The organism is Enterobacter sp. MF024, from assembly GCF_005843915.1.
Taxonomy (GTDB): domain Bacteria; phylum Pseudomonadota; class Gammaproteobacteria; order Enterobacterales; family Enterobacteriaceae; genus Enterobacter; species Enterobacter barmai.
The window spans coordinates 369,088-392,402 of record NZ_VCBB01000005.1 but is presented as its reverse complement, the minus strand read 5'-3'; the positions used below and the strand labels follow the sequence as shown (position 1 = coordinate 392,402).

The 23,315-nt window shown below is 58.1% G+C and carries 21 protein-coding genes; 7 read left to right on the top strand and 14 right to left on the bottom strand.

Annotated elements, in window-relative coordinates:
• Window positions 1-9: 9 nt before the first annotated feature.
• The 4 genes from galS to FFB58_RS11245 all read right to left on the bottom strand — a co-directional run bounded on the left by galS (window position 10) and on the right by FFB58_RS11245 (window position 4,282).
• Window positions 10-1,032 (bottom strand): HTH-type transcriptional regulator GalS, encoded by a 1,023-nt coding sequence (gene galS, locus FFB58_RS11260; protein ID WP_138369916.1) that lies wholly within the window; start codon window positions 1,030-1,032, stop codon window positions 10-12.
• Window positions 1,033-1,187: 155 nt separating this feature from the next.
• The gene (gene yeiB / locus FFB58_RS11255; protein WP_138369915.1) at window positions 1,188-2,345 is read right to left on the bottom strand and encodes a DUF418 domain-containing protein YeiB; all 1,158 of its coding nucleotides are present in this window, start codon (window positions 2,343-2,345) and stop codon (window positions 1,188-1,190) included.
• Between the two features lie 17 nt (window positions 2,346-2,362).
• Entirely contained in the window at window positions 2,363-3,031 is a 669-nt protein-coding gene (gene folE / locus FFB58_RS11250; protein WP_039031058.1) for a GTP cyclohydrolase I FolE, read from the bottom strand.
• A 117-nt stretch (window positions 3,032-3,148) separates the two neighbouring features.
• Window positions 3,149-4,282 carry a YbfB/YjiJ family MFS transporter gene (locus FFB58_RS11245; RefSeq protein ID WP_138369914.1) on the bottom strand — a complete coding sequence of 378 codons (1,134 nt, stop codon included), beginning with the start codon at window positions 4,280-4,282 and terminating at the stop codon, window positions 3,149-3,151.
• 140 nt (window positions 4,283-4,422) lie between these two features.
• Between FFB58_RS11245 and fghA the strand changes: the two genes are divergently transcribed.
• Together fghA and FFB58_RS22880 are read left to right on the top strand one after the other, a co-directional pair.
• Complete coding sequence (fghA, locus tag FFB58_RS11240; protein ID WP_039031056.1) at window positions 4,423-5,259, top strand: S-formylglutathione hydrolase; 837 nt, start codon at window positions 4,423-4,425, stop codon at window positions 5,257-5,259.
• Entirely contained in the window at window positions 5,260-5,565 is a 306-nt protein-coding gene (locus FFB58_RS22880; RefSeq protein WP_171029956.1) for a hypothetical protein, read from the top strand. It abuts the gene before it with no gap.
• Here FFB58_RS22880 and cirA read toward each other — a convergent pair.
• From cirA to yieE, 3 genes are all read right to left on the bottom strand, one after another.
• Window positions 5,553-7,523 carry a catecholate siderophore receptor CirA gene (gene cirA / locus FFB58_RS11230; protein ID WP_138369913.1) on the bottom strand — a complete coding sequence of 657 codons (1,971 nt, stop codon included), beginning with the start codon at window positions 7,521-7,523 and terminating at the stop codon, window positions 5,553-5,555. The genes FFB58_RS22880 and cirA overlap by 13 nt on opposite strands.
• 213 nt (window positions 7,524-7,736) lie before the next feature.
• Window positions 7,737-9,206 carry an amino acid permease gene (locus tag FFB58_RS11225; protein ID WP_138369912.1) on the bottom strand — a complete coding sequence of 490 codons (1,470 nt, stop codon included), beginning with the start codon at window positions 9,204-9,206 and terminating at the stop codon, window positions 7,737-7,739.
• 177 nt (window positions 9,207-9,383) lie between these two features.
• On the bottom strand, window positions 9,384-10,253 hold the full coding sequence (gene yieE / locus FFB58_RS11220; protein ID WP_138369911.1) for a DNA-binding transcriptional regulator YeiE: 870 nt from the start codon (window positions 10,251-10,253) through the stop codon (window positions 9,384-9,386).
• A gap of 123 nt (window positions 10,254-10,376) precedes the next feature.
• Here yieE and FFB58_RS11215 point away from each other — a divergent pair, with 123 nt between their 5' ends.
• The 3 genes from FFB58_RS11215 to FFB58_RS11205 all read left to right on the top strand — a co-directional run bounded on the left by FFB58_RS11215 (window position 10,377) and on the right by FFB58_RS11205 (window position 13,425).
• Complete coding sequence (locus FFB58_RS11215; protein WP_039031052.1) at window positions 10,377-11,423, top strand: YeiH family protein; 1,047 nt, start codon at window positions 10,377-10,379, stop codon at window positions 11,421-11,423.
• Between the two features lie 65 nt (window positions 11,424-11,488).
• Window positions 11,489-12,346, top strand: a complete 858-nt coding sequence (nfo, locus tag FFB58_RS11210; protein ID WP_138369910.1) for a deoxyribonuclease IV — start codon at window positions 11,489-11,491, stop codon at window positions 12,344-12,346.
• Window positions 12,347-12,348: 2 nt separating this feature from the next.
• Window positions 12,349-13,425 carry a sugar kinase gene (locus FFB58_RS11205; protein ID WP_138370004.1) on the top strand — a complete coding sequence of 359 codons (1,077 nt, stop codon included), beginning with the start codon at window positions 12,349-12,351 and terminating at the stop codon, window positions 13,423-13,425.
• 33 nt (window positions 13,426-13,458) lie between these two features.
• On the opposite strand, the gene FFB58_RS11200 is transcribed toward FFB58_RS11205, so the two are convergent.
• The 6 genes from FFB58_RS11200 to fruB form a co-directional block, all read right to left on the bottom strand.
• Window positions 13,459-14,712 carry a NupC/NupG family nucleoside CNT transporter gene (locus FFB58_RS11200; protein ID WP_138369909.1) on the bottom strand — a complete coding sequence of 418 codons (1,254 nt, stop codon included), beginning with the start codon at window positions 14,710-14,712 and terminating at the stop codon, window positions 13,459-13,461.
• 89 nt (window positions 14,713-14,801) lie between these two features.
• Window positions 14,802-15,737, bottom strand: coding sequence for a pseudouridine-5'-phosphate glycosidase (locus FFB58_RS11195; protein ID WP_138369908.1), 936 nt, complete (start codon window positions 15,735-15,737; stop codon window positions 14,802-14,804).
• The gene (locus FFB58_RS11190) at window positions 15,730-16,665 is read right to left on the bottom strand and encodes a pseudouridine kinase (RefSeq protein WP_138369907.1); all 936 of its coding nucleotides are present in this window, start codon (window positions 16,663-16,665) and stop codon (window positions 15,730-15,732) included. The genes FFB58_RS11195 and FFB58_RS11190 overlap by 8 nt, the downstream gene beginning before the upstream one ends.
• Before the next feature lie 278 nt (window positions 16,666-16,943).
• Window positions 16,944-18,638, bottom strand: a complete 1,695-nt coding sequence (gene fruA / locus FFB58_RS11185) for a PTS fructose transporter subunit IIBC (RefSeq protein WP_138369906.1) — start codon at window positions 18,636-18,638, stop codon at window positions 16,944-16,946.
• Window positions 18,639-18,654: 16 nt separating this feature from the next.
• A complete protein-coding gene (fruK, locus tag FFB58_RS11180; protein WP_039031046.1) occupies window positions 18,655-19,593 on the bottom strand; it encodes a 1-phosphofructokinase in 939 nt (312 codons plus the stop codon).
• On the bottom strand, window positions 19,593-20,723 hold the full coding sequence (gene fruB / locus FFB58_RS11175) for a fused PTS fructose transporter subunit IIA/HPr protein (protein WP_138369905.1): 1,131 nt from the start codon (window positions 20,721-20,723) through the stop codon (window positions 19,593-19,595). Before fruB ends, fruK begins: the two co-directional genes overlap by 1 nt.
• 347 nt (window positions 20,724-21,070) lie before the next feature.
• On the opposite strand from fruB, the gene setB reads away from it, so the two are divergent.
• Entirely contained in the window at window positions 21,071-22,252 is a 1,182-nt protein-coding gene (gene setB / locus FFB58_RS11170; RefSeq protein ID WP_138369904.1) for a sugar efflux transporter SetB, read from the top strand.
• Here setB and FFB58_RS11165 read toward each other — a convergent pair.
• Complete coding sequence (locus FFB58_RS11165; protein WP_138369903.1) at window positions 22,249-22,503, bottom strand: YkgJ family cysteine cluster protein; 255 nt, start codon at window positions 22,501-22,503, stop codon at window positions 22,249-22,251. The two genes, setB and FFB58_RS11165, sit on opposite strands and share 4 nt — an antisense overlap.
• Before the next feature lie 163 nt (window positions 22,504-22,666).
• Between FFB58_RS11165 and yeiP the strand changes: the two genes are divergently transcribed.
• On the top strand, window positions 22,667-23,239 hold the full coding sequence (yeiP, locus tag FFB58_RS11160) for an elongation factor P-like protein YeiP (RefSeq protein ID WP_008500940.1): 573 nt from the start codon (window positions 22,667-22,669) through the stop codon (window positions 23,237-23,239).
• Window positions 23,240-23,315 lie beyond the last annotated feature (76 nt).

Genomic DNA, 23,315 nt, shown 5'->3' with positions numbered 1-23,315 from the left:
GACGAATTATTAGTTAGTGATCGGCACCACAATTTGCCGAATGGCAACCGAGTGGCGACGCACTAAAGTCGGCATGAAACAGTGTGTTGCATTGATATCCAGCTTGCCGGCAGCCCCCTGTAACGCCAGCTCCGTGGCCAGGCGCGCCATAGAGGCGATCGGGTAGCGAACCGTCGTCAGCTGAGGGTCCGTGTAACGGGCAATCGGGATATCATCGAAACCAATCAATGACAGATGCTGTGGCACCGCAATGCCGTTATCTTTCAGCGCGGTGAGCGCCCCCGCAGCCATACTGTCGTTATAGGCAAAGACGGCGGTCAGCTGCAGGTTACGCCCGAGCAGTTCCACCATCGCCGCTTCCCCGCCCTGCATGTCCGGCGCGCCGGTACCGATCCAGCTTTCAGAGGCCGTAATGCCCTGTTCCAGCATGGCTTTCTGCCAGCCTTCCCGGCGCATGTCGTCATCCTCAATGCGGTGGCTGGAGGCCAGATAGCCGATGCGCTGATGGCCGTTGTTCATCAGCATCCGCGTCGCCATCATCGCGCCGCTGACGTTATCAAGGCAGACGCAGCGATGGGCGTAGCCAGGGACAATTCGGTTAATCAGTACCATGCCGGGGATCTGCTCCATCAGCGCGGAAAGCTCTTCATCGCTTAACGCTTTTGAGTGCACAATCAGGGCGTTACAGCGCTGGCGAATCAACACCTCAATGGCGTTACGCTCTTTTTCCGCCTCGTGATAGCTGTTGCCGATCAGCACGTATTTATTGTGCTCCTGGGCGACCATATCCACGGCTTTCACCAGCGCACCAAAGAACGAATCCGACACATCCATCACCACCACGCCGATGGTGTCGCTGACCTGCGTTGCCAGCGCCTGGGCGTTCGCGTTTGGCCGGTAGCCCAGCGCCGTGACGGCTTTCATCACGCACTCCCGCGTCTCCGGACTGACCAGCGCGCTATTGTTAAGAACCCGGGAAACGGTGGCGACAGAAACGCCCGCCTGACGCGCGACGTCACGAATGGTGATCATATTCACCACCCTTATTTAGATTGCAGCAACTCACAGACACCCCCTGTGTTTAGCAAGGTGACTATTCTGGCAGCGAGAAGAGGAGGACTACGTGAAGAAGGTCACAAGGATGAAAACGGTTACATCCGTTTTGTTAATGATTGTGATCCAGATCGTTATCCGGATGTATTACTTGATGAAACCCCTGACGCACGTGCGGTCAATTGTCGCCACAGCCACTCCAGCGGCCCCTGACGGAAATGACGCAGCCAGAGAACCGAGAAACTAATATTCACCAGCCAGATGGGCAGAACAAAGCCGAGCAGCTGCAGGCGATCGAATTTCATAAATAAGCCGAGGTGATAGAACAGCGTGGTGCAGATCAGCGTCTGTAAAATATAGTTGCTCAGCGCCATGCGACCGACGCAGGCCACCGCCCCCACCAGCCTGAAACGGCAGAGCTGCGGCCAGTAACCGTACATCAGCGCGGCATAGCCAATGGTCTGGAACGGGGCGCTCAGCTCGCGCGGCGCCTGCAGCAGGAAGGCGCACCAGCGATAATCCCAGCCCACAGACCACTGGGCGATCACCGCCGGAAGGTTGATAGCCAGCCCCACCAGCACCAGCCACATCCCGGTACGCCGGTAATGGCGTTGGCTGAACTCGCCCTTCAGCCAGCCGGTTCGCATCAGCGCAGCGCCGATGAGCATCATGCCTGCCAGCTGCCAGCCATACTGCGCCCCGAGGGCCAGCAGCGTATTTCCGATCATATCCGCCCGGTTGCTGATGGCCTCCATACCGCCGCCTACCTTCCAGTACTGCTCATACTGCAGATTGGCCGCATCCGGCACCCAGGAGCGATTGGTTGAGCCGCCGGAGATCACGCCCAGCAGCAGCAAAATGGCCACGCCGATAAGGAACAGCACAACGCCGGTATTGAAGAGATTTTTGACATCATGGGCGTCGCGGATGATGCGCCAGCAGATCAGCCCCACCAGTCCGTAGGCCAGCAGAATGTCGCCATCCCAGAACAGCAGCCCATGAATAAAGCCAAACAGCACCAGCAGGGAGAGCCGGGCCTGGATCCAGCGTTTACCACGTTTCAGTAATAGCTGAAGGCCTGCCCCGAACAGCAGCGCAAACAGGGTGAGGAATTTGACCTGAGCGAAGAGATCCAGCACAGCCCATGTCCAGGCGTCGCTGAGGGTGATATCGCCATACCAGGCGGGATTGAGGTAAGCGGCTTTCGGCAAACCGAAGCCGCTTATATTCAGCAGCAGGATACCCAGAATAGCGACGCCACGAACGAAATCCAGCGTGACATTTCTTTCCATGTACCCTGCCCTGACGATCAGTTGTGGTGACGTACGGCGCGCAGGAACTCCTGGCGGGTATTCTGGCTCGATTTGAACAGACCGCCCAGCGAGGTGGTGGTGGTGGCGCTGGTCGCATCACGAATACCGCGCGCTTTCACGCAGTAATGCACCGCATCAATCGATACCGCCACGTTGTTAGTGCCAAGCAGCGTTTGCAGCGCGATAAGGATCTGCTGGGTTAAACGCTCCTGCACCTGCGGACGCTGAGCAAAGAACTGCACGATACGGTTAATCTTCGACAGACCAATCACCGCATCTTTCGGGATGTAGGCCACGGTCGCTTTACCGTCGATAGTCACGAAATGGTGTTCACAGGTGCTGGTCAGGGTGATATCACGCACGGTCACCATCTCATCGACCTTCATCTTGTTTTCGATGACGGTGATTTTCGGGAAGTTAGCGTAATCCAGCCCGGAGAAAATCTCATCGACATACATTTTGGCGATGCGACGCGGGGTCTCCATCAGACTGTCATCACTCAAATCGAGATTGAGCAGCTGCATGATTTCGGTCATGTGTCCGGAAATAAGACGTTTACGCGTTTCGTTGTCCAGATCCTGAACCGGTGGACGCAGCGGGGTTTCAAGACCGTGTGCGACCAGCGCTTCGTGGACGAGTGCTGCTTCTTTACTCATTGATGACATTCTTTTCTCCTGCAGGTGCGGTGCTCTTCTGCCCTCCGTGGGGCAAAATGTGCACTCATTGTGCGTGAGGCGGCGAGCATAATCCAGTATTCACCGCGATAATTATTCCAATTGCCGTTACCTTTCAACCTGACGCTGCCAGACCAGTCCGCCCGCAATAAACAATGCGATACCGGCAAGGCCCAGCGCGGGCTCAAGCTGATGGGTAAGCCAGCTCGACAGTGCCGAGGTCATCGGGCCAATCAGCTGCCCGACCGCATAGCCGGTGGTGAGTAAACCGGCCATGTAACGCGTATGATTCGGCGCCAGCTCGCGCCCGTAGAGTAACGAGAGCTGCACCGCACACAAAAATCCGCCGCCGACCAGCAGCGCACCGGTCACCAGACCGGCCATCCCCGGCATCAGCCAGGCGGCAATCACCCCCACCGCCTGCAACCAGAGCACCACCGCCAGCCGACGATGGCTGGTAGAGACGTGGCGCAGAGCGATACTCAGGGCAATCCCCAGCATCGAGGCAAACCCGAACACCGGCCAGACAAACTGGGCAAAGGCGCTACCGGGAAAGCGCAGCGCCGCCATCTGCGACAGAAACGTCGCCGGGAGGATGTAACCAAACCCGGCGAGGCTGTAGCTCCAGACCAGACGACGCAGATCCCGGGTCAGGGTCAGCGGCTCCGGCGTAGTGCCCGGGCGATGCAGATGTCCGGTACGCGGCAGGTAACGCGCCACCAGCGCGACGAGCACCAGCGCCAGCAGGCCGTAAATTTGCCAGGCGGCGCTGGCCGACAGCGCCTGGGTCTGGATCCACACCGCCAGCAGACCGCTAATCGCAATGCCCGCCCCCGGCCCGGCAAACACCGCGGCACTCAGGCCCGGCTTGCCGAAATGGGCCAGCCGTTCGTTGGTCCAGGCGGCGATAAGCACCATCGACCAGCCGCTCATGCAGCCAATCACAAAGCGCAGCAGGCCATGAACAATGGCGTTATCCGCCACGGCGGAAAGCAAGGTCAGCGCCACCGCCCCCGTTATGCCCAGCCATAAACGCCCTTCGACAAACCGGTGCGCGCGCATGGCATCCCACGCCCCCACCAGATAGCCGAGATAGTTCATCGCCGCCACCAGCCCGGCGCTGGTCAGGGTGAGCTCGCCTGCCGCAATCATCAGCGGCACCTGCGGGGTAAAGGCAAAGCGCCCTATTCCCATCGCCACCACCAGAACCACAAATCCGCTGAGCGCGATACGCAGCGCCATGACCACTCCAGTTGTTAAAGTTTCGTAAATTCATGATGCAGGATATGACGTCAATGCGGAAGTGAAAGTTACTCACACGTAACTGAATTATCTGTATTATGGCTTTCATACCCAATATCACCTTCCTTAAGGAGCCCTGCATGGAACTGCTCGAAGAGCACCACTGTTTTGAAGGCCGACAGCAGCGCTGGCGTCATGACTCCAGGGTGCTGAACTGCGCGATGACGTTCAGCATTTTTCTTCCTCCGGTGAGCGGCAACGCAAAACCACCGGTGCTGTACTGGCTCTCCGGCCTGACCTGCAATGACGAAAATTTCACCACCAAAGCGGGTGCCCAGCGCGTGGCGGCGGAACTGGGGATCGCCCTGGTGATGCCGGACACCAGCCCGCGCGGTGACGACGTGGCGGACGATGCCGGATACGACCTCGGTAAAGGTGCCGGTTTCTACCTGAACGCCACCCAGGCGCCGTGGGCGCAGCATTACCGCATGTACGATTACCTGCGCGACGAGCTGCCAGCGCTGATCCAGGCGGAGTTTGCGGTATCGGATCGCAGTGCGATCAGCGGTCATTCGATGGGCGGTCACGGTGCGCTGGTGATGGCGCTCAAAAACCCGGGCAAATATGTCAGCGTGTCGGCCTTTGCGCCGATCGTCAACCCAACCCAGGTGCCCTGGGGACAGAAAGCGTTCACGGCTTATCTGGGTGAAGATTCGGCGACCTGGCAGGCGTGGGACAGCTGCGCATTGATGCTGGCAAGCCAGCCGGAACAGGCGATCCCGACGCTTATCGATCAGGGTGATGCCGATCAGTTCCTCGCGACCCAGTTACAACCGGCAGTGCTGGCAGAAGCCGCGCGCCAGAAGGACTGGCCGCTGACGCTTCGCATCCAGCCGGGGTACGATCACAGCTATTATTTCATTGCGTCCTTTATTGAAGATCATCTGCGCTTCCATGCGCAGCAGTTGTTGAAGTAAGTGCCCGCCTCCTGCCCGGTGGCGCTACGCTTACCGGGCCTACAAAAGACCGCACCAAACCGTAGGCCGGGCAAGCGCAGCGCCCCCGGCAAGCAGACCGCACCAACCCGTAGGCCGGGCAAGCGCAGCGCCCCCGGCACACAGACCGCACCAGCCCGTAGACCGGGCAAGCGCAGCGCCCCCGGCAAGCAGACCGCACCAAACCGTAGGCCGGGCAAGCGCAGCGCCCCCGGCAAGCAGACCGCACCAGCCCGTAGGCCGGGCAAGCGCAGCGCCGCCCGGCGTTTCCATCATCAGAACTGGTAATCCACCGCCATAAAGTAACGGCGTCCTTCTTCGGTGTAGCTGTAGTCGTCGCGGCTGAGATCTTTATCCAGCAGGTTCATGACGCCCGCACGCAGCTTAACGTTTTTGGTTGCCTGCCATGCGCCACCGGTGTTCCACACCACGTAGCCGCCCGGCGTTGGCTCGCCAGCCGTAAGCGCGCGCTTCTCACCTTTATAATTGCCCTGCACGTAGAAGGACCATGCCTGCGTTGCCTGCCAGTCAAGGGTTCCGTTCGCGGTATGGAACGGCAGCTCGGAGAGCGGCTTGTTCTCGCCATTGCTGATATCACGCCCGTCGTTATAGGTGTAATTCAGCGTCATGCGCCAGTCTTCGGCAATCGGGAATTTCACTTCCGTCTCCACGCCGCGGATGCGCGCTTTGTTGACGTTGTAATAGCGGAAAATCGGCTCACCGTCGGCATTCAGCCCGACATAGTTAGGGTAGCCCTGGGCCTGGTTGACGTTGGCGGTACGGCTGATGCTGATACGGTCATCCACGTCGTTCTGGAAGGTGGTGATGCTGGCCTGAACGCCTTCTAACCATCCTTCTTCGCCGCTGTAGTAGAGACCCAGCTCGTAGCTTTCGCTGGTTTCCGGTTTCAGATCCGGGCTACCGACGATTTCACAGGCACCACGGCAGGAGCCGGTGGTCCAGTCCGGACTCAATTGCAGCAGGGATGGCGCTTTAAATGCCGTTGCCCAGCCGCCCTTCACCGTTACGGTATCGGTAGCGTTATAGACCAGATAGGCACGCGGGCTCCAGTGGTCGCCGTAGGTTTCGTGGTCATCCATACGCACGCCGGTGGTCAACGCCAGCGGCTCGAAGATCCGCCATTCGTCTTCCAGGAACAGCGCATACTGGCTGGCCGAGGTATTGCTGCTGGAGCCGCCGGTCAGGTTTACCGGATCCTTCAGCTTGTCGTGACGCCATTCGCCACCGAAGGTCAGGAGCTGGTTGATCTCGCCCAGCGGCAGGACATATTTGCCGTCAATGGAGTTGCTTTCGGACGTAATCGGGTTAGCGTTGCCCGGGTTCTTGTTATCCACTTTCTCGCCGTAGAATTTCAGTTCGCTGTTGCCCACGCCCCAGCGGCCATTATGGCTCAGGGAGTAGTTCTGGCGCTCCAGGCGGTTTTTGTCCAGCGAGTCGGAATCACGATCCTGACGGTCGAAACCATACCCGGCGGTGAAATCGTGGTTTTCGTTCGGGGTCCAGGCAAACTCGACGTTGGCATCGCGGCTGGTAAAGCCTTCGATACGTGGGGTTTCGCCGGTGGCGCTGGTGGAGGAGCTCTGCGGATCGTCTTTATCACGCTGGGATACGCTGCCGAAAGCTTTCAGGCCGAGGACGCCATCCACCAGCGGGCCGCTGGTATAGAACTGGCCGCCGTAGGTATCACCGCGATCGCGATGTTCCTGAATGGTGGTATCGGCGGTGAGGGTGCCGGTCCATTTCTGGCCGATCTTTTTGGTGATGATGTTAACCACGCCGCCCAGGGCATCGGAGCCGTACAGGGAGGACATTGGCCCGCGCACCACTTCGATGCGTTCGATGGCATCGACCGGAACCCAGTTAAGGTCGAAATCGTTATGGCGGAAAACGGCGTTGCGCGAGTTGACGCGTTTACCGTCAACGAGGATCAGCGTGTAACTGCTGTCCAGCCCGCGAATACTGACGCCCTTACGGTTGTCCCCTTCGTTAGTTAACTGCACGCCCGGCACGTCCTGTAACACATCTTTCAGGTTCTGCACTGGCTTACGCTGCAGATCCTGCTGGGTGATGACGCTGATACTGGCGGGGGCATCCTTCAGGTTTTGCTCGTTGGCCGAGGCGGTCACGACCATAGTGTCGCCAGATTCCGCCGCAACAACCGGCAGCGCCAGGGAAAGAGCAGACGCGCACAGCCCTCCCCGAACGAAGGGATTCAACCTAAACATTCCATATCTCCATGAGGTAAACACAGCAAAATCAAATATGTACTGCTCACATTGCATATTTTTATTAATATGCTAATGATAAAGCAAACGATAACTATTATCAATTCAATTGTTAAAAGTTATGTCAAGACTGCATAATGTGGAGAACGGGCTGAACAAAAAACGACATAAAAAAACCCGCTCGACTGAGCGGGTTAAAGAGAGGCGTTGCGATTATTTTTTGAATCTATTCGGGAAATCCATATCCTTATAGCTTACGAACTTCGTCCCTTTCGCCAGCTTGTAACCAAACCAGATAATCAGGAACAGCGGGATGCCGATATAGGTGGCAGCCACGCCGCCCCAGTCGATGGTGTCGGCCAGGAAGGCTTCGTAGTTCTGACCCAGAGTGATGATCAGACACAGCACAAAGGCGAAGATCGGCCCCAGCGGGAAGAACCCGGAGCGGTACGGCAGGTTGTTAATATCGTAACCCTGCTTCACATAGCCGCGACGGAAACGGTAATGGCTGATGGCAATACCCAGCCAGGCGATGAAGCCCGTCATCCCGGAGGTGTTCAGTAGCCACAGGTAGACCGTCTGGTTGCCGAACATCGAGGTCAGGAAGCACAGGCAGGCAATTACGGTGGTGGCATAGAGCGCGTTACGCGGCACGCCGCCACGGGACAGCTTAGAGAAGATACGCGGCGCTTTGCCGTCACAGGCCAGGGAGTAGAGCATACGGGTAGAGGCATACATCCCGGAGTTACCCGCCGACAGTACCGCCGTCAGGATCACCGCATTCATCACCGCCGCCGCAGAGAGCAGACCGGCATGCTGGAAGACCAGCGTGAACGGGCTGACGCTGATGTCTTTCACATCGTTACGCAGCAGGCTCGGATCGGTATACGGAATGATCAGGCTGATAATCAGGATCGCAAATACATAGAACAGCAGGATACGCCAGAACACCTGCCGCACCGCGCGCGGGATATTCTTCTCCGGATTTTCGGATTCGCCTGCGGCAATACCGATAAGCTCGGTGCCCTGGAAAGAGAAGCCGACAATCATTGCCACGCCGATCATCGCCGAGAAGCCCCCGGCAAACGGCGCATCGCCAATGGTCCAGTTGCTCCAGCCTGCCGGTTCGGTGCCTTTGAAGATGCCAACGATCATCGCGATGCCCACGATGATAAAGATGATTACCGTCGCCACTTTGATCAGCGAGAACCAGTATTCCGCTTCACCGAAGCCACGCACGGAGATGTAGTTCAGCAGGAAGATCACCGCGAGGAAGACCGCGCTCCAGATCCAGCCCGGCGTATCCGGGAACCACCAGGTCATCACCAGCTGTGCGGCGACAAGGTCCACGGCGATGGTGACCGCCCAGTTGTACCAGTAGTTCCAGCCCAGCGCGAAGCCGAAGCCTTCTTCTACATATTTCTGGCCGTAGGTAGAGAAAGAACCGGATACCGGCATGTACGCCGCCAGTTCGCCCAGGCTGGTCATCAGGAAGTAAACCATCAAACCGATCAGAATATAGGAAAAGAGCGCGCCGCCAGGACCCGCTGCAGAAATGGTCGCACCAGAGGCGACAAAGAGGCCTGTACCGATGGAGCCGCCAATGGCGATCATCGTCAGGTGACGCGCCTTGAGTTCGCGACGTAGCGCGGGCGCTTCTGTGGTTTTAGTTTCGGAAACCATGTGAAAATGCTGTCCATTCAAAAAATGAGGCGCGATTGTAGCAGACGATCGCCAGCTCTTCCGGCACAAATGCCCTGTTATAAGAGAGCTTCATGACCGGTCCAGGATTATAAGTAAAGCAGAGAATAGTATTGGTGCGAGGAATAGATCCCGGCGGGCAAAAACCGCCGGGCCGGCTTACATTTCGCAGTAACGCAGGAAACGTTGCAGGGAGTTAGAGAGGTGTTTCTGGCGGTGGTGGATGCGCCACAGGGTGCGCACCAGCTTGTTCGGCAGGGGAAGGGGGATCTCCACCAGCGTACCGCTCTCCAGCTGTTCGGCAATCACCCGGCGCGACAGGCAGCTGATGCCGAGGCCGTGACGCACCGCGTGTTTGATGGCCTCAGAGTTACCCAGCTCCATGCCCATATGAAACTGCGGCAGATGCGAAAGCAGCAGATAATCGACGATCTCGCGCGTGCCCGAGCCCTGCTCGCGTAAAATCCACGGCGCCTGCGCCAGTCGCTCCAGCGTCACCTCCTGCTGTAATAAAGAAGAAGCGGGCGAGGCAAAGACCACCAGCTCATCCTCCAGCCAGGGCTCCGCAATGATGTCGGCGTTGTGGCACGGCCCTTCGATAAGGCCGATATCCACCCGAAAATCGATCACCGCGTTGATCACATCCTGGCTGTTGCCGACGCTCATCTCCAGCGGCAGACCCGGGAAATCCCGGCGGTAGCGGGCAATCACCTCAGGCAGGATATAGTTGCCGATGGTGCTGCTGGCGTAGACGCGAATGGCGCCGTTATCCTCGCGAAAAAGCTGTTCGATTTCGACGGTCTGCTCCAGCAGCGCCAGCGCGCGCGGGTAGAGCAGCCGCCCGTGCTCGTTCACCACCAGCCGCTTCCCTACCCTGTCAAAAAGCTGAACCCCCAGCTGGCCTTCGAGATCGGTCAGCGCGGCGCTGACCGCAGACTGGGAGAGCGCCAGCATCTGGGAAGCCTGGGTCGTCGACCCGCTTTTCAGCACTTCGGCGAAAACTTCAAGCTGGCGTAACGTAATGTGCATAGTAATCATCCACCAGGGTAAGCACCTTGCTTACCACTTATAAAGATTAATTATAAATATATAATCAATTTTATTTTTAAGCCAGAGCGCCGTAACCTTTTAGCCAGAGAAAAGGAGAAGGTTATGACAACACTCACCCTACAGCATCATCGTACAGTGTGGCACTACATCCCGGGCCTTGCCCTCAGCGCGCTGGTCACCGGCGTGGCCCTTTGGGGCGGCAGTATTCCGGCGGTGGCGGGGGCGGGATTCAGCGCCCTGACCCTGGCTATCCTGCTGGGGATGGTGGTCGGGAATACGGTCTACCCGCAGATTTACAAGCCCTGCGACGGCGGGGTGATCTTCGCCAAACAGCATCTGCTGCGCCTCGGGATCATCCTGTACGGCTTTCGCCTCACCTTCGCGCAGATTGCCGACGTCGGGGTCAGCGGGATCGCCATTGACGTATTAACCCTGACCAGCACTTTCCTGTTGGCCTGCTTTATCGGCCAGAAGGTGTTCGGCCTCGACAAACAGACCAGTTGGCTGATTGGCGCGGGCAGCAGCATTTGCGGCGCGGCGGCGGTACTGGCGACGGAGCCGGTGGTGAAGGCCGAGTCCAGCAAGGTGACGGTTGCCGTGGCGACGGTGGTGATCTTCGGTACCCTGGCGATCTTCCTTTATCCGGCCATGTATCCGCTGGTGGCGCACTGGTTCAGCCCGGAAACCTACGGCATTTATATCGGCTCGACGATGCACGAAGTGGCCCAGGTGGTAGCGGCCGGTCACGCTATCAGCCCGGATGCGGAGAACGCGGCGGTGATCGCTAAAATGCTGCGGGTGATGATGCTGGCGCCGTTCCTGCTGATCCTCGCGGCACGGGTAAAACAGCTTGCACCGGCGGGGAACGGGGAGAAGAGCAAAATCACCATTCCGTGGTTTGCGATCCTGTTTATCGTGGTAGCCATCTTCAACTCGTTCCATCTGCTGCCAAAAGCCGTCGTGGATATGCTGGTAACGCTGGATACGGTGCTGCTGGCGATGGCGATGGCCGCACTGGGCTTAACCACCCACGTCAGCGCCCTGAAAAAGGCCGGGGCGAAACCGCTGCTGATGGCGCTGCTGCTCTTCGTCTGGCTGATTGTCGGCGGGGGCGCCATTAACCTGGTGGTTCACAGCCTGATGGCATAAACCGCTGTAGCCTTATCCTGTTAACCCGCTATCATAAGCGTTTGCGGGTTAACAGGAGTCCCTTTATGAAATATGTTGGAGCGCACGTCAGCGCTGCCGGCGGTCTGGCAAATGCCGCCATTCGCGCCGCCGAAATCGAGGCGACCGCTTTCGCCCTGTTCACCAAAAATCAGCGCCAGTGGCGCGCCGCGCCGTTAACCGCCCAGGTGATTGATGAGTTCAAAGCGGCCTGCGAAAAATACCACTTCACTCCCGGTCAGATCCTGCCTCACGACAGCTACCTGATTAATCTCGGCCATCCGGTTCAGGAAGCGCTGGACAAATCCCGCGACGCTTTCCTGGATGAGATGCAGCGCTGCGAGCAGCTCGGCCTGACGCTGCTGAACTTCCACCCCGGCAGCCATCTGTCACAAATTGATGAAGATGCATGCCTGGCGCGCATCGCCGAGTCAATTAATATCGTCCTGGCGCAGACCGAAGGGGTCACGGCGGTGATCGAAAACACGGCGGGCCAGGGCAGCAACCTCGGGTTCCGCTTTGAACATCTGGCGGCCATCATCGACGGCGTGGAAGATAAAACCCGCGTCGGCGTCTGCATTGATACCTGTCACGCCTTTGCCGCCGGGTACGACCTGCGCAGCACGGAAGAGTGTGCAAAAACCTTCGCCGAATTTGAACGCATCGTCGGCTTTAAGTACCTGCGCGGTATGCACCTTAACGACGCGAAAAGCGCCTTCGGCAGCCGCGTTGACCGTCACCACAGCCTGGGCGAAGGTAACATCGGCCATGACGCGTTCCGCTTTATCATGCAGGACCCGCGATTCGACGGTATCCCGATGGTGCTGGAAACGATCAACCCGGATATCTGGGCCGAAGAGATCGCCTGGCTGAAAGCGCAACAGCATGCCGAGGCCACCGCATAATGATGAACGAAAGGGAAAAGCAGATCCTGAAGATCCTGCGGCGTAACCCTCTTATTCAACAGCATGAGATCGCCCAGATCCTCGATATCAGCCGCTCCCGCGTCGCCGCGCACATTATGGATTTAATGCGTAAAGGGGCGATCAAGGGCAAAGGCTATATCCTGACCGAACAGGATTACTGCGTGGCGCTGGGTGCCATCAATATGGATATTCGCGGCGTGGCGGACATTCGCTTCCCGGAACCCTCTTCCCATCCGGGGGCCATTCAGTGTGCGGCGGGCGGCGTGGCGCGTAACATTGCCCATAATCTGGCGCTGCTCGGGCGTGAGGTGCACCTGATCTCTGCCGTCGGCAGCGATTTTTATGGCGAAACTCTGCTGGAGCAGACCCGTCAGGCGGGCGTTAACGTCCAGAGCACCATCCGCCTGCATGGACAAAGTACGGCGACCTATCTGTCGATTGCGAATCCGCAGGACGACACCGTTTTAGCGATCAACGATACCCATATCCTGCAGGGGCTGACGCCGCAGCTGCTGAACCAGTCCCGCGAGCTGCTGGCCCATGCGGGTGTGGTGCTGGCGGACTGCAACCTCACCACGGAATCGCTGGAGTGGGTCTTTACTCTCGCCGGGGATGTGCCGGTGTTTGTTGATACGGTGTCGGAATTTAAAGCCGAGAGAGTTAAACCCTGGCTGTCACGTATCCATACCCTGAAGCCGACGCTGAAGGAGCTGCAGATTCTGGCGGAGTGCGACGATCGTCAGGCCGCGCTCACTGCCCTGCATGAGAAAGGGGTGCAGCGGATTGTGGTGTGTCTGGAAGATGATTCGGTGCTGTGCAGCGAGCAAGGCGCGGAGCCGTTCCTGCTGACGCCGCCAGCCCACCCGGTAGTCGACCGCTTTGGTGCTGATGACGCCTTTATGGCGGGACTGATCTATGGCTTCCTCGACGGGAGCGATTTTGCGGACAGCGCCCGGTTTGCCGTTGCCTGCGCGGCGCTCTCCCGGGCCAGCGAAAGCATCAACAACCCGACGCTGTCGGTGGATAACACCCTGTCGCTGCTGGACAGCCAGCCGTAAACAGGCCGGGTAGATCCCCTACCCGGCCTGCGCCTAGCCCGCTAAACCAATAAAGAAGCCCGCGATGGTGGCGCTCATCAGGTTAGAGAGGGTTGCTGCCACCAGCGCCCGGACGCCAAGCTGGGCAATCTCAGATGCGCGCTGAGGCGAAACCGCAGAAAATGCCCCCACCACCACGCCAATCGAGCCGAAGTTAGCAAATCCGCACAGCGCAAAAGAGATGATGGCGATGGTTTTCACGTCCAGCTGACCGGCGGTTTGCAGATAGGGCGAGAAGTTGAGATAGGCGACGAACTCGTTAATCGCCAGCTTCTGGCCAATCAGGCTGCCTGCCAGGGTAGCATCCTGCCACTCCACCCCCATGATCCACGCCAGCGGCGCCAGGGCGTAGCCAAACAGCCCTTCCAGGCTCAGGCTTTCAATGCCAAACCAGCCGCCGATGCCGCCCAGCATGCCGTTCAGCAGGGCGATGATCGCCACAAACGCCATCACCACCGTCGCCACCCCGGCGGCAATTTTTAACCCGGTCATCGCCCCGGTCGCCGCGGCTTCGATAATGCTTTTCGGCGGCGTATCGCTGAACGACAGGTTTTCAAAGGTGACCTGTGACGCCTCCGTGGCCGGGCTCAGCAGACGGGCAAACAAGATGCCCCCGGGGATCGCCATCAACGAGGCGGCGAGCAGATAGTCAATCGGCACCCCCATCCCCGCATAGCCAATCAGCATTGACCCGGCAATCGACGCCATCCCGCTGCAGATGGCGGTAAACAGCTCGTTGCGGTTCAGCTTATCGATGAAGGGTTTGACTATCGCCGGGATCTCGTTTTGCCCGAGGAAGATAGTGGTCACCGCCACGAAGGATTCAATTTTACTGATGTGCAGCGCTTTCTGGAAAATGCCGCCCAGAATACGGATCAGCAACCCCATCACGCCAATGTAGTAAAGCAGGCTGATCAGCGCGGTGACAAAGATAATGGCGGGCAGAACGCGGAACGCAAACACGAACCCGGCCCCGTCAAACAGGGTATCCATCTTCGGCCCGACCAGCGCGCCAAAGATAAAGGCGCTCCCGGCATCGCTGTAGGACATGACCTTACTGACCCCGATGGCGGCCTGTTCCACCAGCCATTTGCCGGGTGGGAAATAGAGCATGATGCCGCCAATCGCCACCTGCAATACGAATGCGGCGCCGACGGTGCGCAGGCTGATCCGGCGTTTGTTGACTGAAAGGAGGAAAGCTATTGCTAACAGTACCGCCATACCCAGCAGACTTCTCATTACGTCCATAATGATTTCCTTACCTGAAAACCCGGCGACAGGCCGGGTATCCGTGATTCCACTGCGAAGACAGGCGACGGCAAACTGCCTGTGAAAGGTTACGCGAGGCGCTGGTACGACTTAGCGATATCGCAGGCCAGGCGGGCGTTGTTAAAGACCAGCTGAATATTGGATTTCAGGCTGTCGCCGCCGGTTAATTCCGCCACCCGGGCCAGCAGGAACGGGGTGCTGGCTTTGCCGGTAACGCCCTGCTCTTCCGCTTCCTTCACCGCCTGGTCGATAGCGGCATTGATGGTCTCTTCCGGCATGGCAAACTGTTCCGGGATGGGGTTCGCCACCACCAGGCCGCCGTTGAGGCCGGTCTGCCATTTCACCGCCATTGCGCGGGCGATGGCCTCGGCGCTGTCGAGACGAATGCTGACCTCAAACGGGCTGGTGCGACAGAAGAAGGCAGGCAGGGACTGGGTCTGATAGCCGATTAACGGCACGCCATTGGTTTCGAGATATTCGGTGGTTAATCCGAGATCGAGAATAGACTTTGCCCCGGCGCACACCACGGCAACGTTGGTTTTCGCCAGCTCCTGCAAATCGGCGGAAATATCAAAAGTGTGTTCCGCCCCACGATGCACGCCGCCAATGCCGCCAGTGGCGAAGACCTGAATCCCGGCCATCGCGGCAATAATCATGGTTGAGGCCACCGTCGTGGCACCGTTTATTCCGGCTGCCACGACAAAAGGCAGATCCCGGCGGCTGACTTTCGTTACGGCGTGACCTTCGCGGCCTAATAATTCAATCTCTTCTTTACTTAGCCCCACTTTCATTACGCCGTGAATAATAGCGATAGTGGCCGGAATAACGCCCTGCTGGCGGATCGCGTCTTCAACTTCCAGTGCCGTCTGGGCATTTTGTGGGAAAGGCATGCCGTGAGAAATAATGGTGGATTCAAGCGCCACGACCGGTTTGTTATTATTTAAGGCGTCCTGGACTTCAGGAGAAATTTGCAGGAACTCAGCAGATAAGTTTAATTCAGACATGTTCTCTCTCCATTAATGCGTTAACATTTTCAGACGATAAATCGGGGTTATTGGTATAAATCGACGCCAGCGCCAGCGAAGAGCAGCCCTGGGCAAAACGAACGGAATGGGCGAAGGTGGCGCCTTCCAGCCAGCAGAATGCCAGCCCCGCCATCATGGCGTCGCCCGCGCCGGTCACGTTCACCAGCCGGGTTTTGAAGGGTGCTGACCAGCCGCTTTCTCCCCCTTTCTCACTGTAATAAACGCCGTCGCCACCCATGCTTAACACCAGCCGGAACAGGCCATGCTCGTGGAACCAGGCCGCGACTTTTGGCGCATCGGCGGCGCAGCTCAGAGGGATGCCGCTCAGGGTTTCGGCTTCAATGCGGTTGGGTTTCAGGGTGTGGATATGGCCCAGCCAGTCGCGCACTTTATGGCACTTCCAGGCGGAGACCGGGTCAACGAATACCGGCGCCTGGCCTGCGTTTTCAAAGATCCAGCCCAGCGCAGATTCACTGAGATTGCAGTCCACCACCACCGCTTTTGCTGCACGCAGAAAGGCCAGATGGTGGGCCAGATATTCCGGGTTAATGTAGTCAGAAATGGCCATGTCATTAATGGCCACCAGCATTTCGCCGGTGTTATCGAGTAACGATAAATAGCTGGAAGTGCCCTCACCCGCGATGACCTGGCATTTTTCTACCTGTACGCCAGCGGCCTGGGTTTGTGACAGCAGCGACTGACCGTAAAAATCATCGCCGACAGCGGAAAACAGCCAGACATCTTTCCCCAGCAACGCAAGGTTTTGCGCAATATTCCGGCCTACGCCGCCGGGGGTGAATTTTATTTTACCTGGGTTAGAGTCCGCATAATTCAGCGAGGCATGTGAATACCCCGCAACATCCATATTTGCAGAACCAATAACAACAATATAATCCTTTTCACGCATAGAACATCCTCTGGCACGCAGGCCATCGCAATGATAATTAAGCGAGGGAGTTACTTTAAAGACTATTAGAGCATGTGTTTGTATGTGAACACATGTTCATAGTATGCGTAAGAAGGGGAAAGTAAATAGATCCAAAATGAGATCGTGAAATGTATATGAACAGAATCACAGTTTTTTGTAGATACACTTTTTCGCTCTACAAAAAACTGCGAACCGCTGCACGATTAAAGGCAAAAAAAAGGGCAGAGTTGCCTCTGCCCTTTCTGGAGAACGTTAAATTATGCTGCTTTTGCGGCAACCACCTCAGCTTCCGGGCGCTTCAGCACCGCGTAAGAGAGACCTGCCACCAGGGTACCGGCGATAATCGCAAACAGGTAACCCAGCACCGGCGTGATTGCGCCAGGGATCAGCAGAACAAACAGACCGCCGTGCGGCGCCATCAGCTTCGCGCCAACCGCCATAGAGATGGCACCGGTCACGGCACCGCCGACGATACAGCACGGCAGAACACGCATCGGATCGCGGGCAGCGAACGGAATCGCCCCTTCGGTGATAAAGCACAGGCCGAGAACCAGCGCCGCTTTACCGCCTTCCTGCTGCGCCTTGTCGAACTTACGACGGGCAACGATAGTCGCCAGGCCCAGCGCCAGCGGTGGCACCATGCCCGCCGCCATAATCGCCGCCATTGGGGCATACGTCTGGGTACTCAGCAAGCCGACACCAAAGGCGTATGCCGCTTTGTTAACCGGGCCACCCATATCGGTACACATCATGGCACCGAGAATAGTTCCCAGCAGGACCGCGTTGGCAGTGCCCATGGTCTGCAGCCAGTGGGTCAGGCCTTCGAGAATGCCTGCAACCGGTTTGCCGATCAGGTAGATCATCGCCAGACCAACCACCAGGCTGGAGAACAGCGGAATAATCAGGATCGGTTTCAGCGCTTCCATGCTCTGCGGCAGTTTCAGCTTCGAGCTGATAAGTTTCGCCACGTAGCCTGCGAGGAAGCCCGCGATGATCCCGCCGATAAAGCCAGAGCCGGTGCTCACGGCGAGCATACCGCCGATAAGACCCGGGGTCAGACCCGGACGGTCAGCGATGGAGAACGCAATGTAACCCGCCAGTACCGGCACCATCAGCGCGAACGCCGAGCCGCCGCCAATCTGCATCAGCGCCGCCGCCAGGGTACCCGGCTCTTTAAAGGCCTCGATACCGAACGCGAAGGAGAGCGCGATACACAGACCGCCCGCTACCACCATCGGCAGCATGTAAGAAACGCCCGTCAGCAGGTGACGATAGGCTCCGGCAGACTCTTTCTTGCCTTCGGAAGCCGCAGCCGCGGTGTTGCCTGTAGGCTGGAAGAGTTTGGCTTCAGCCTGGGCTTTATCCAGCTCCTGCGCGGTTTTCTTCAGCGCCAGACCGGTTGAGGTGCGGTACATCGGCTTACCGGCAAACTTCGCCAGATCCACTTCGATATCTGCCGCCACGATAACCAGATCCGCAGCCGCCACCTCTTCCGGGGTGATGGCGTTGCCTGCGCCTACGGAACCGCGGGTTTCAACTTTCACCCACCAGCCGCGTTTTTTAGCTTCGGTTTCAATGGCTTCAGCCGCCATAAAGGTGTGCGCCACGCCGGTCGGACAGGCAGTGACCGCCACAACGCGCTTCGGCCCGCTGGCAGCAACAGGTTCAGCCGCTGCGACAGGCGCGGTATAGAGCGCTGCGTGGCCTTTCGCTTCGCTCAGGAACAGTTCCGGGTGAGCCACGGCGCGATTGATGTCGCCCAGCCACACTTTTTTGCCGTTCAGCGAGCTGTCGGCCGGAATTTTGTCGCCCAGCACGATAACCAGTTCGGCATCGCCCGGGTTGTCGATGAAATCAAGGTGTGCTTTATGTCCCGCCGAACCCAGCAGGGTCTTCGCCATGTAAGCGCGAGCCTGTCCGAGTGCAGAGTCAATAATCAGCAGCGTTTTCATTATGCCTCTCCTGCTGTCAGTTAAAGGGTTTCAAGTCAACGCGCGCCATCATCGCGGCCAACTGGGTACGATCGGTAATGCCGACATTGCTCTGGCTGACGGCCAGGGCAGCAACGGCGGTGGCAAGACGTAAAGTATGCTCGCTGGATTCACGCATCAGCAGGCCGTAGATCAGCCCGCCAACCATCGAATCGCCGGCACCGACGGTGCTGACCACTTCCATTGACGGCGGTTTTGCGATCCATTCGCCAGAGGCGTTAACCCACAGCGCCCCTTCGGCACCTAAGGAAATCACCACGTGCGCGATGCCCTGCTCACGCAGCGCGTGGGCGGCCTCAATCACGTCCTTTAATTCTGGCAGCTTACGGCCAGCCCAGATCTCAAGTTCGCGACGATTTGGTTTCACCAGCCACGGCGCGGCTTTCAGACCGGCCACCAGCGCATCGCGGCTGCTGTCAAAGATGATGCACGGGCACTGGCTGCGCAGGCGCGTCATCCAGTCGGTAAAGGCTTCCGGGCTGACGCCGGACGGCAGACTGCCGCTGACGCAGACCATGTCGAACTGGCCGAGCCAGGTCAGGGAGTCATTCACAAAACGCTCCCAGTCGGCCTGGGTGACTTCAAAACCGGAGAAGTTCAGGTCGGTGACTTCGCCATCTTTTTCGGTCATTTTCACGTTGATGCGGGTACGGCCCTGCACCACCTGAAAACGGTTGGCGATCCCCAGCTCGCTGAACAGCTGCTGGAAACCATCCTGGTTATCTTTGCCGAGGAAGCCGCCGACGGTGACGTCGATACCCAGATCCTTCAGCACTTTCGCAACGTTAATCCCTTTACCTGCTGCGTGCAGGCCAGTGGTACGCACGAGGTTAACTTCGCCGCGTTCAATTTCCGGGCAAAAGCCCACGAGATCGTAAGCCGGGTTCAGCGTAATAGTGGCAACACGTCTGCTCATTATGCGCCCTCCCCCAGACCAGCCGCGATGGCATCGCCAATCGCTTTCAGCGCCTGTTCAGCATCTGCACCCTGTGCGGTAAAGCGCAGGCGATGGCCTTTCTTCACGCCCAGCGCCACGACTTTCATCAGGCTGCGACCGTTGGCCGGTTTACCGCTGCCGTCGAGGTTGGTGACGGTAACGTCGCTGGAGAATTGCTTAATGGTGTTGACCAGCATGGTGCCCGGACGGGCGTGCAGGCCGTGCTCGTTACGCACCACAAACTCGGCGCTCAGCTGTTCATCGGTGTTCACGTCATCGCTGGTCAGCAGCGCCAGCAGGGTTGCAGCGTCTGCTTTCAGCAGCTGTTCAGCTTTTTTGTTCAGCAGCAGGTCGCCGAGGCGCTTCAGCACCTCTACCGGCTGTTCATCCGCCATGGCGACGGTAATCAGCATCGCCGCGGTTTCCCCGGCGGTATCGAATGCGGTGGCCGCACGGCTGACCGCGATGGCGCTGCGCAGGTTGCCTTCAGCACAGTCGTTCAGCCAGATGCCCTGGCCGAGGTTCAGCGGCTTGTCGTTAATGGCGTGCGCCACGAAAGCGGTATCCACCGCACCGGCTTCTTTCAGACGACCGGCGTTCAGCGCCTGCAGGGTCACCAGATCGGACGCGGCTACGTCCAGGGTCAGGGTCTCGTTATCCAGCTTCAGGGCTTCGCTCTGCTTTTCACCCATCAGCAGCGCGCGCAGCTCCTCTGCGGTGGTCGCGGATTTCAGCTGTTCAGCCACATTGTCATCGCTGAGAACGTGCGTCAGCTGACGCAGCAGGCCGAGGTGTTCATCGCTGCTGGCGGCAATCCCGATGGCGACATAGGCCACCTGGCCTTCGCCCCAGAGCACGCCCTGCGGGAACTGATAAACCTGAACGCCGGTTTTCAGCACCTGGTCGCGGGTATCGGTGGTGCCATGCGGAATGGCGATGCCATTGCCGAGGAAGGTTGAGGTCTGCAGCTCGCGCGCCAGCATGCCGTCAACGTAGCCGTCAGCCACATTGCCCGCCTGCACCAGCGCGGCAGCGATCTGCCGGATGGCCTCTTCTTTTGTACCGGCCTGTTCGCCCGGATGAATGTCCTGCACGGATAACTGGAACATGGTTCTCCACTCCTGCTGAATTTGAATCGATTCAGCTTAACTGTGAAAAAAGGCGCCAATCCGTTTGGGTTAGGTAAACCAATTAGCGCTGAAACGTTTCAAGAAGTCTTGCGCTTTATGGGATAGCTTTCAAGTAAAGAGTCATTTAAGCGTGCAGAATTTAGAGTTACAGCACATTTTTGCTTCAGCCCCCTGCTGCCAGCCGCTCGGCTTCAGCAACTTCAGCAAGCGCAGCGGCAATCTGAAATGCCATTTTGATTTTTTGTGGGGTAATTGACGCGGACGGCTGTTTATTTTGTGACAAGCGGCGTAAAATCCGCGTCTCTTCATATCACTGATACAGAAACATGCACACCACTCCCGCGGCCGCCTCGCCAAAATCCTTTGATCTGACCTCATCGGCGTTTTTGATTGTTGCTTTCCTTACCGGCATTGCCGGCGCGCTACAGACGCCGACGCTGAGCCTGTTTCTCACCAACGAGGTGCATGCCCGTCCTGCCATGGTGGGTTTCTTCTTCACCGGCAGCGCCATTATCGGCATCCTGGTCAGCCAGTTTCTGGCCGGGCGTTCAGATAAGAAAGGCGATCGCAAATCCCTGATTGTTTTTTGCTGTCTGCTGGGGGTATTCGCCTGCCTGCTGTTCGCCTGGAACCGTAACTATTTTGTGCTGCTGTTTGTTGGCGTGTTTCTCAGCAGCTTTGGCTCTACCGCTAACCCACAGCTGTTTGCCTTAGCCCGGGAGCATGCCGACCATACCGGCCGTGAGGCGGTGATGTTCAGCTCGATCCTGCGTGCCCAGGTGTCCCTGGCCTGGGTGGTGGGGCCGCCGCTGGCCTACGCGCTGGCGATGGGGTTTGGCTTCCCTACGATGTATCTCAGCGCCGCCGTGGCGTTTGTGGTCTGTGGCGCGATGGTGTGGTTTTTCCTGCCGACGATGCGCAAGGAGCCGAAGCTGGCCAGCAGCGTGCTGGAATCACCGCGCCGTAACCGTAGCGACGCCCTGCTGCTGTTTACCATCTGCACCTTAATGTGGGGCACTAACAGCCTGTACATCATCAACATGCCGCTGTTTATCATTAATGAGCTGCATTTGTCCGAGAAGCTGGCGGGGGTGATGATGGGAACCGCCGCCGGGCTGGAGATCCCAACGATGCTGATTGCAGGCTACTACGCCAGACGCTTTGGGAAACGCTTCCTGATGCGCCTTGCCGCCGTCGCCGGTTTGCTGTTTTACGTCGGGATGCTCACCGCACAAACGCCGGTTGTGCTGCTGAGCTTACAGCTGCTGAACGCTATCTATATTGGTATTCTCGCCGGGATCGGCATGCTCTATTTCCAGGATCTGATGCCGGGCCAGGCGGGTGCTGCTACCACGCTATATACTAATACCACCCGCGTGGGCTGGATTATTGCCGGTTCCGTGGCCGGGATCGTGGCCGAGATCTGGAGTTATCACGCGGTATTCTGGATTGCGCTGGGGATGTGCGTCCTCACCACGATCTGCCTGAGCCGCATTAAGGATATTTAGGGCGCGGTGAGCGCCTCGAGTTCCAGCAGCCAGGTCATGGCCTGCTGGCGCGTATCCCGGCACATCTCCCGCGAGGGCTGGAGTCCGGCGCACACTTTTGGGCGCAAAGGCGAACCGAAGATTTTGCAGCGCTGCTGCGCGTCCAGCTGCACGCAAGGGGTATTGGCAGGCTTGCCGTTGGGCATCCCGGGAATGGGGCTGGTGATGGAGGGCGCGGTGCAGCATGCTCCACAGTCCGGACGGCAATCCATATATTCACTTTACCTGAAAGAAACCCTGGAGCACGGGCGTGGCGCGCACAGTAACACCTTTTGCGTATTGATAGCAAAAGCCGCGAAATCCGCTTGCCTGAAAAGCCGCGCGCGAGTACTTTGACGCGATATTTTTGACCTTCCCGTTAACAGGATTACTGCAATGCCAAGAGCGAACGAAATTAAGAAAGGTATGGTGCTGAATTACAACGGCAAACTGCTGATTGTGAAAGACATTGATATTCAGGCACCCAGCGCCCGTGGCGCAGCAACGCTGTACAAAATGCGTTTCGCCGATGTGCGTACCGGTCTGAAAGTTGAAGAGCGTTTCAAAGGCGACGATATCGTGGATACCGTTACCCTGACCCGTCGCTATGTCGACTTCTCCTACATTGACGGCAACGAGTACGTCTTTATGGACAAAGAAGACTACACGCCATACATCTTCACCAAAGATCAGATTGAAGAAGAGCTGCTGTTTATTCCTGAAGGCGGCATGCCGGACATGCAGGTTCTGACCTGGGATGGCGTCCTGCTGGCGCTGGAGCTGCCGCAGACCGTGGACCTGGAGATCGTGGAAACCGCACCGGGCATCAAAGGCGCATCAGCGTCCGCGCGTAACAAACCTGCGACCCTGACCACCGGTCTGGTCGTTCAGGTGCCAGAGTACCTCTCCGCTGGCGAGAAAATCCGTATCCATATCGAAGAAAAGCGCTATATGGGTCGTGCTGACTGATAGTGCGGGCTGTTTTCCCGGTGGCGCTACGCTTACCGGGCCTAAGAAAAACCGGCCAATGAGCCGGTTTTTTTAT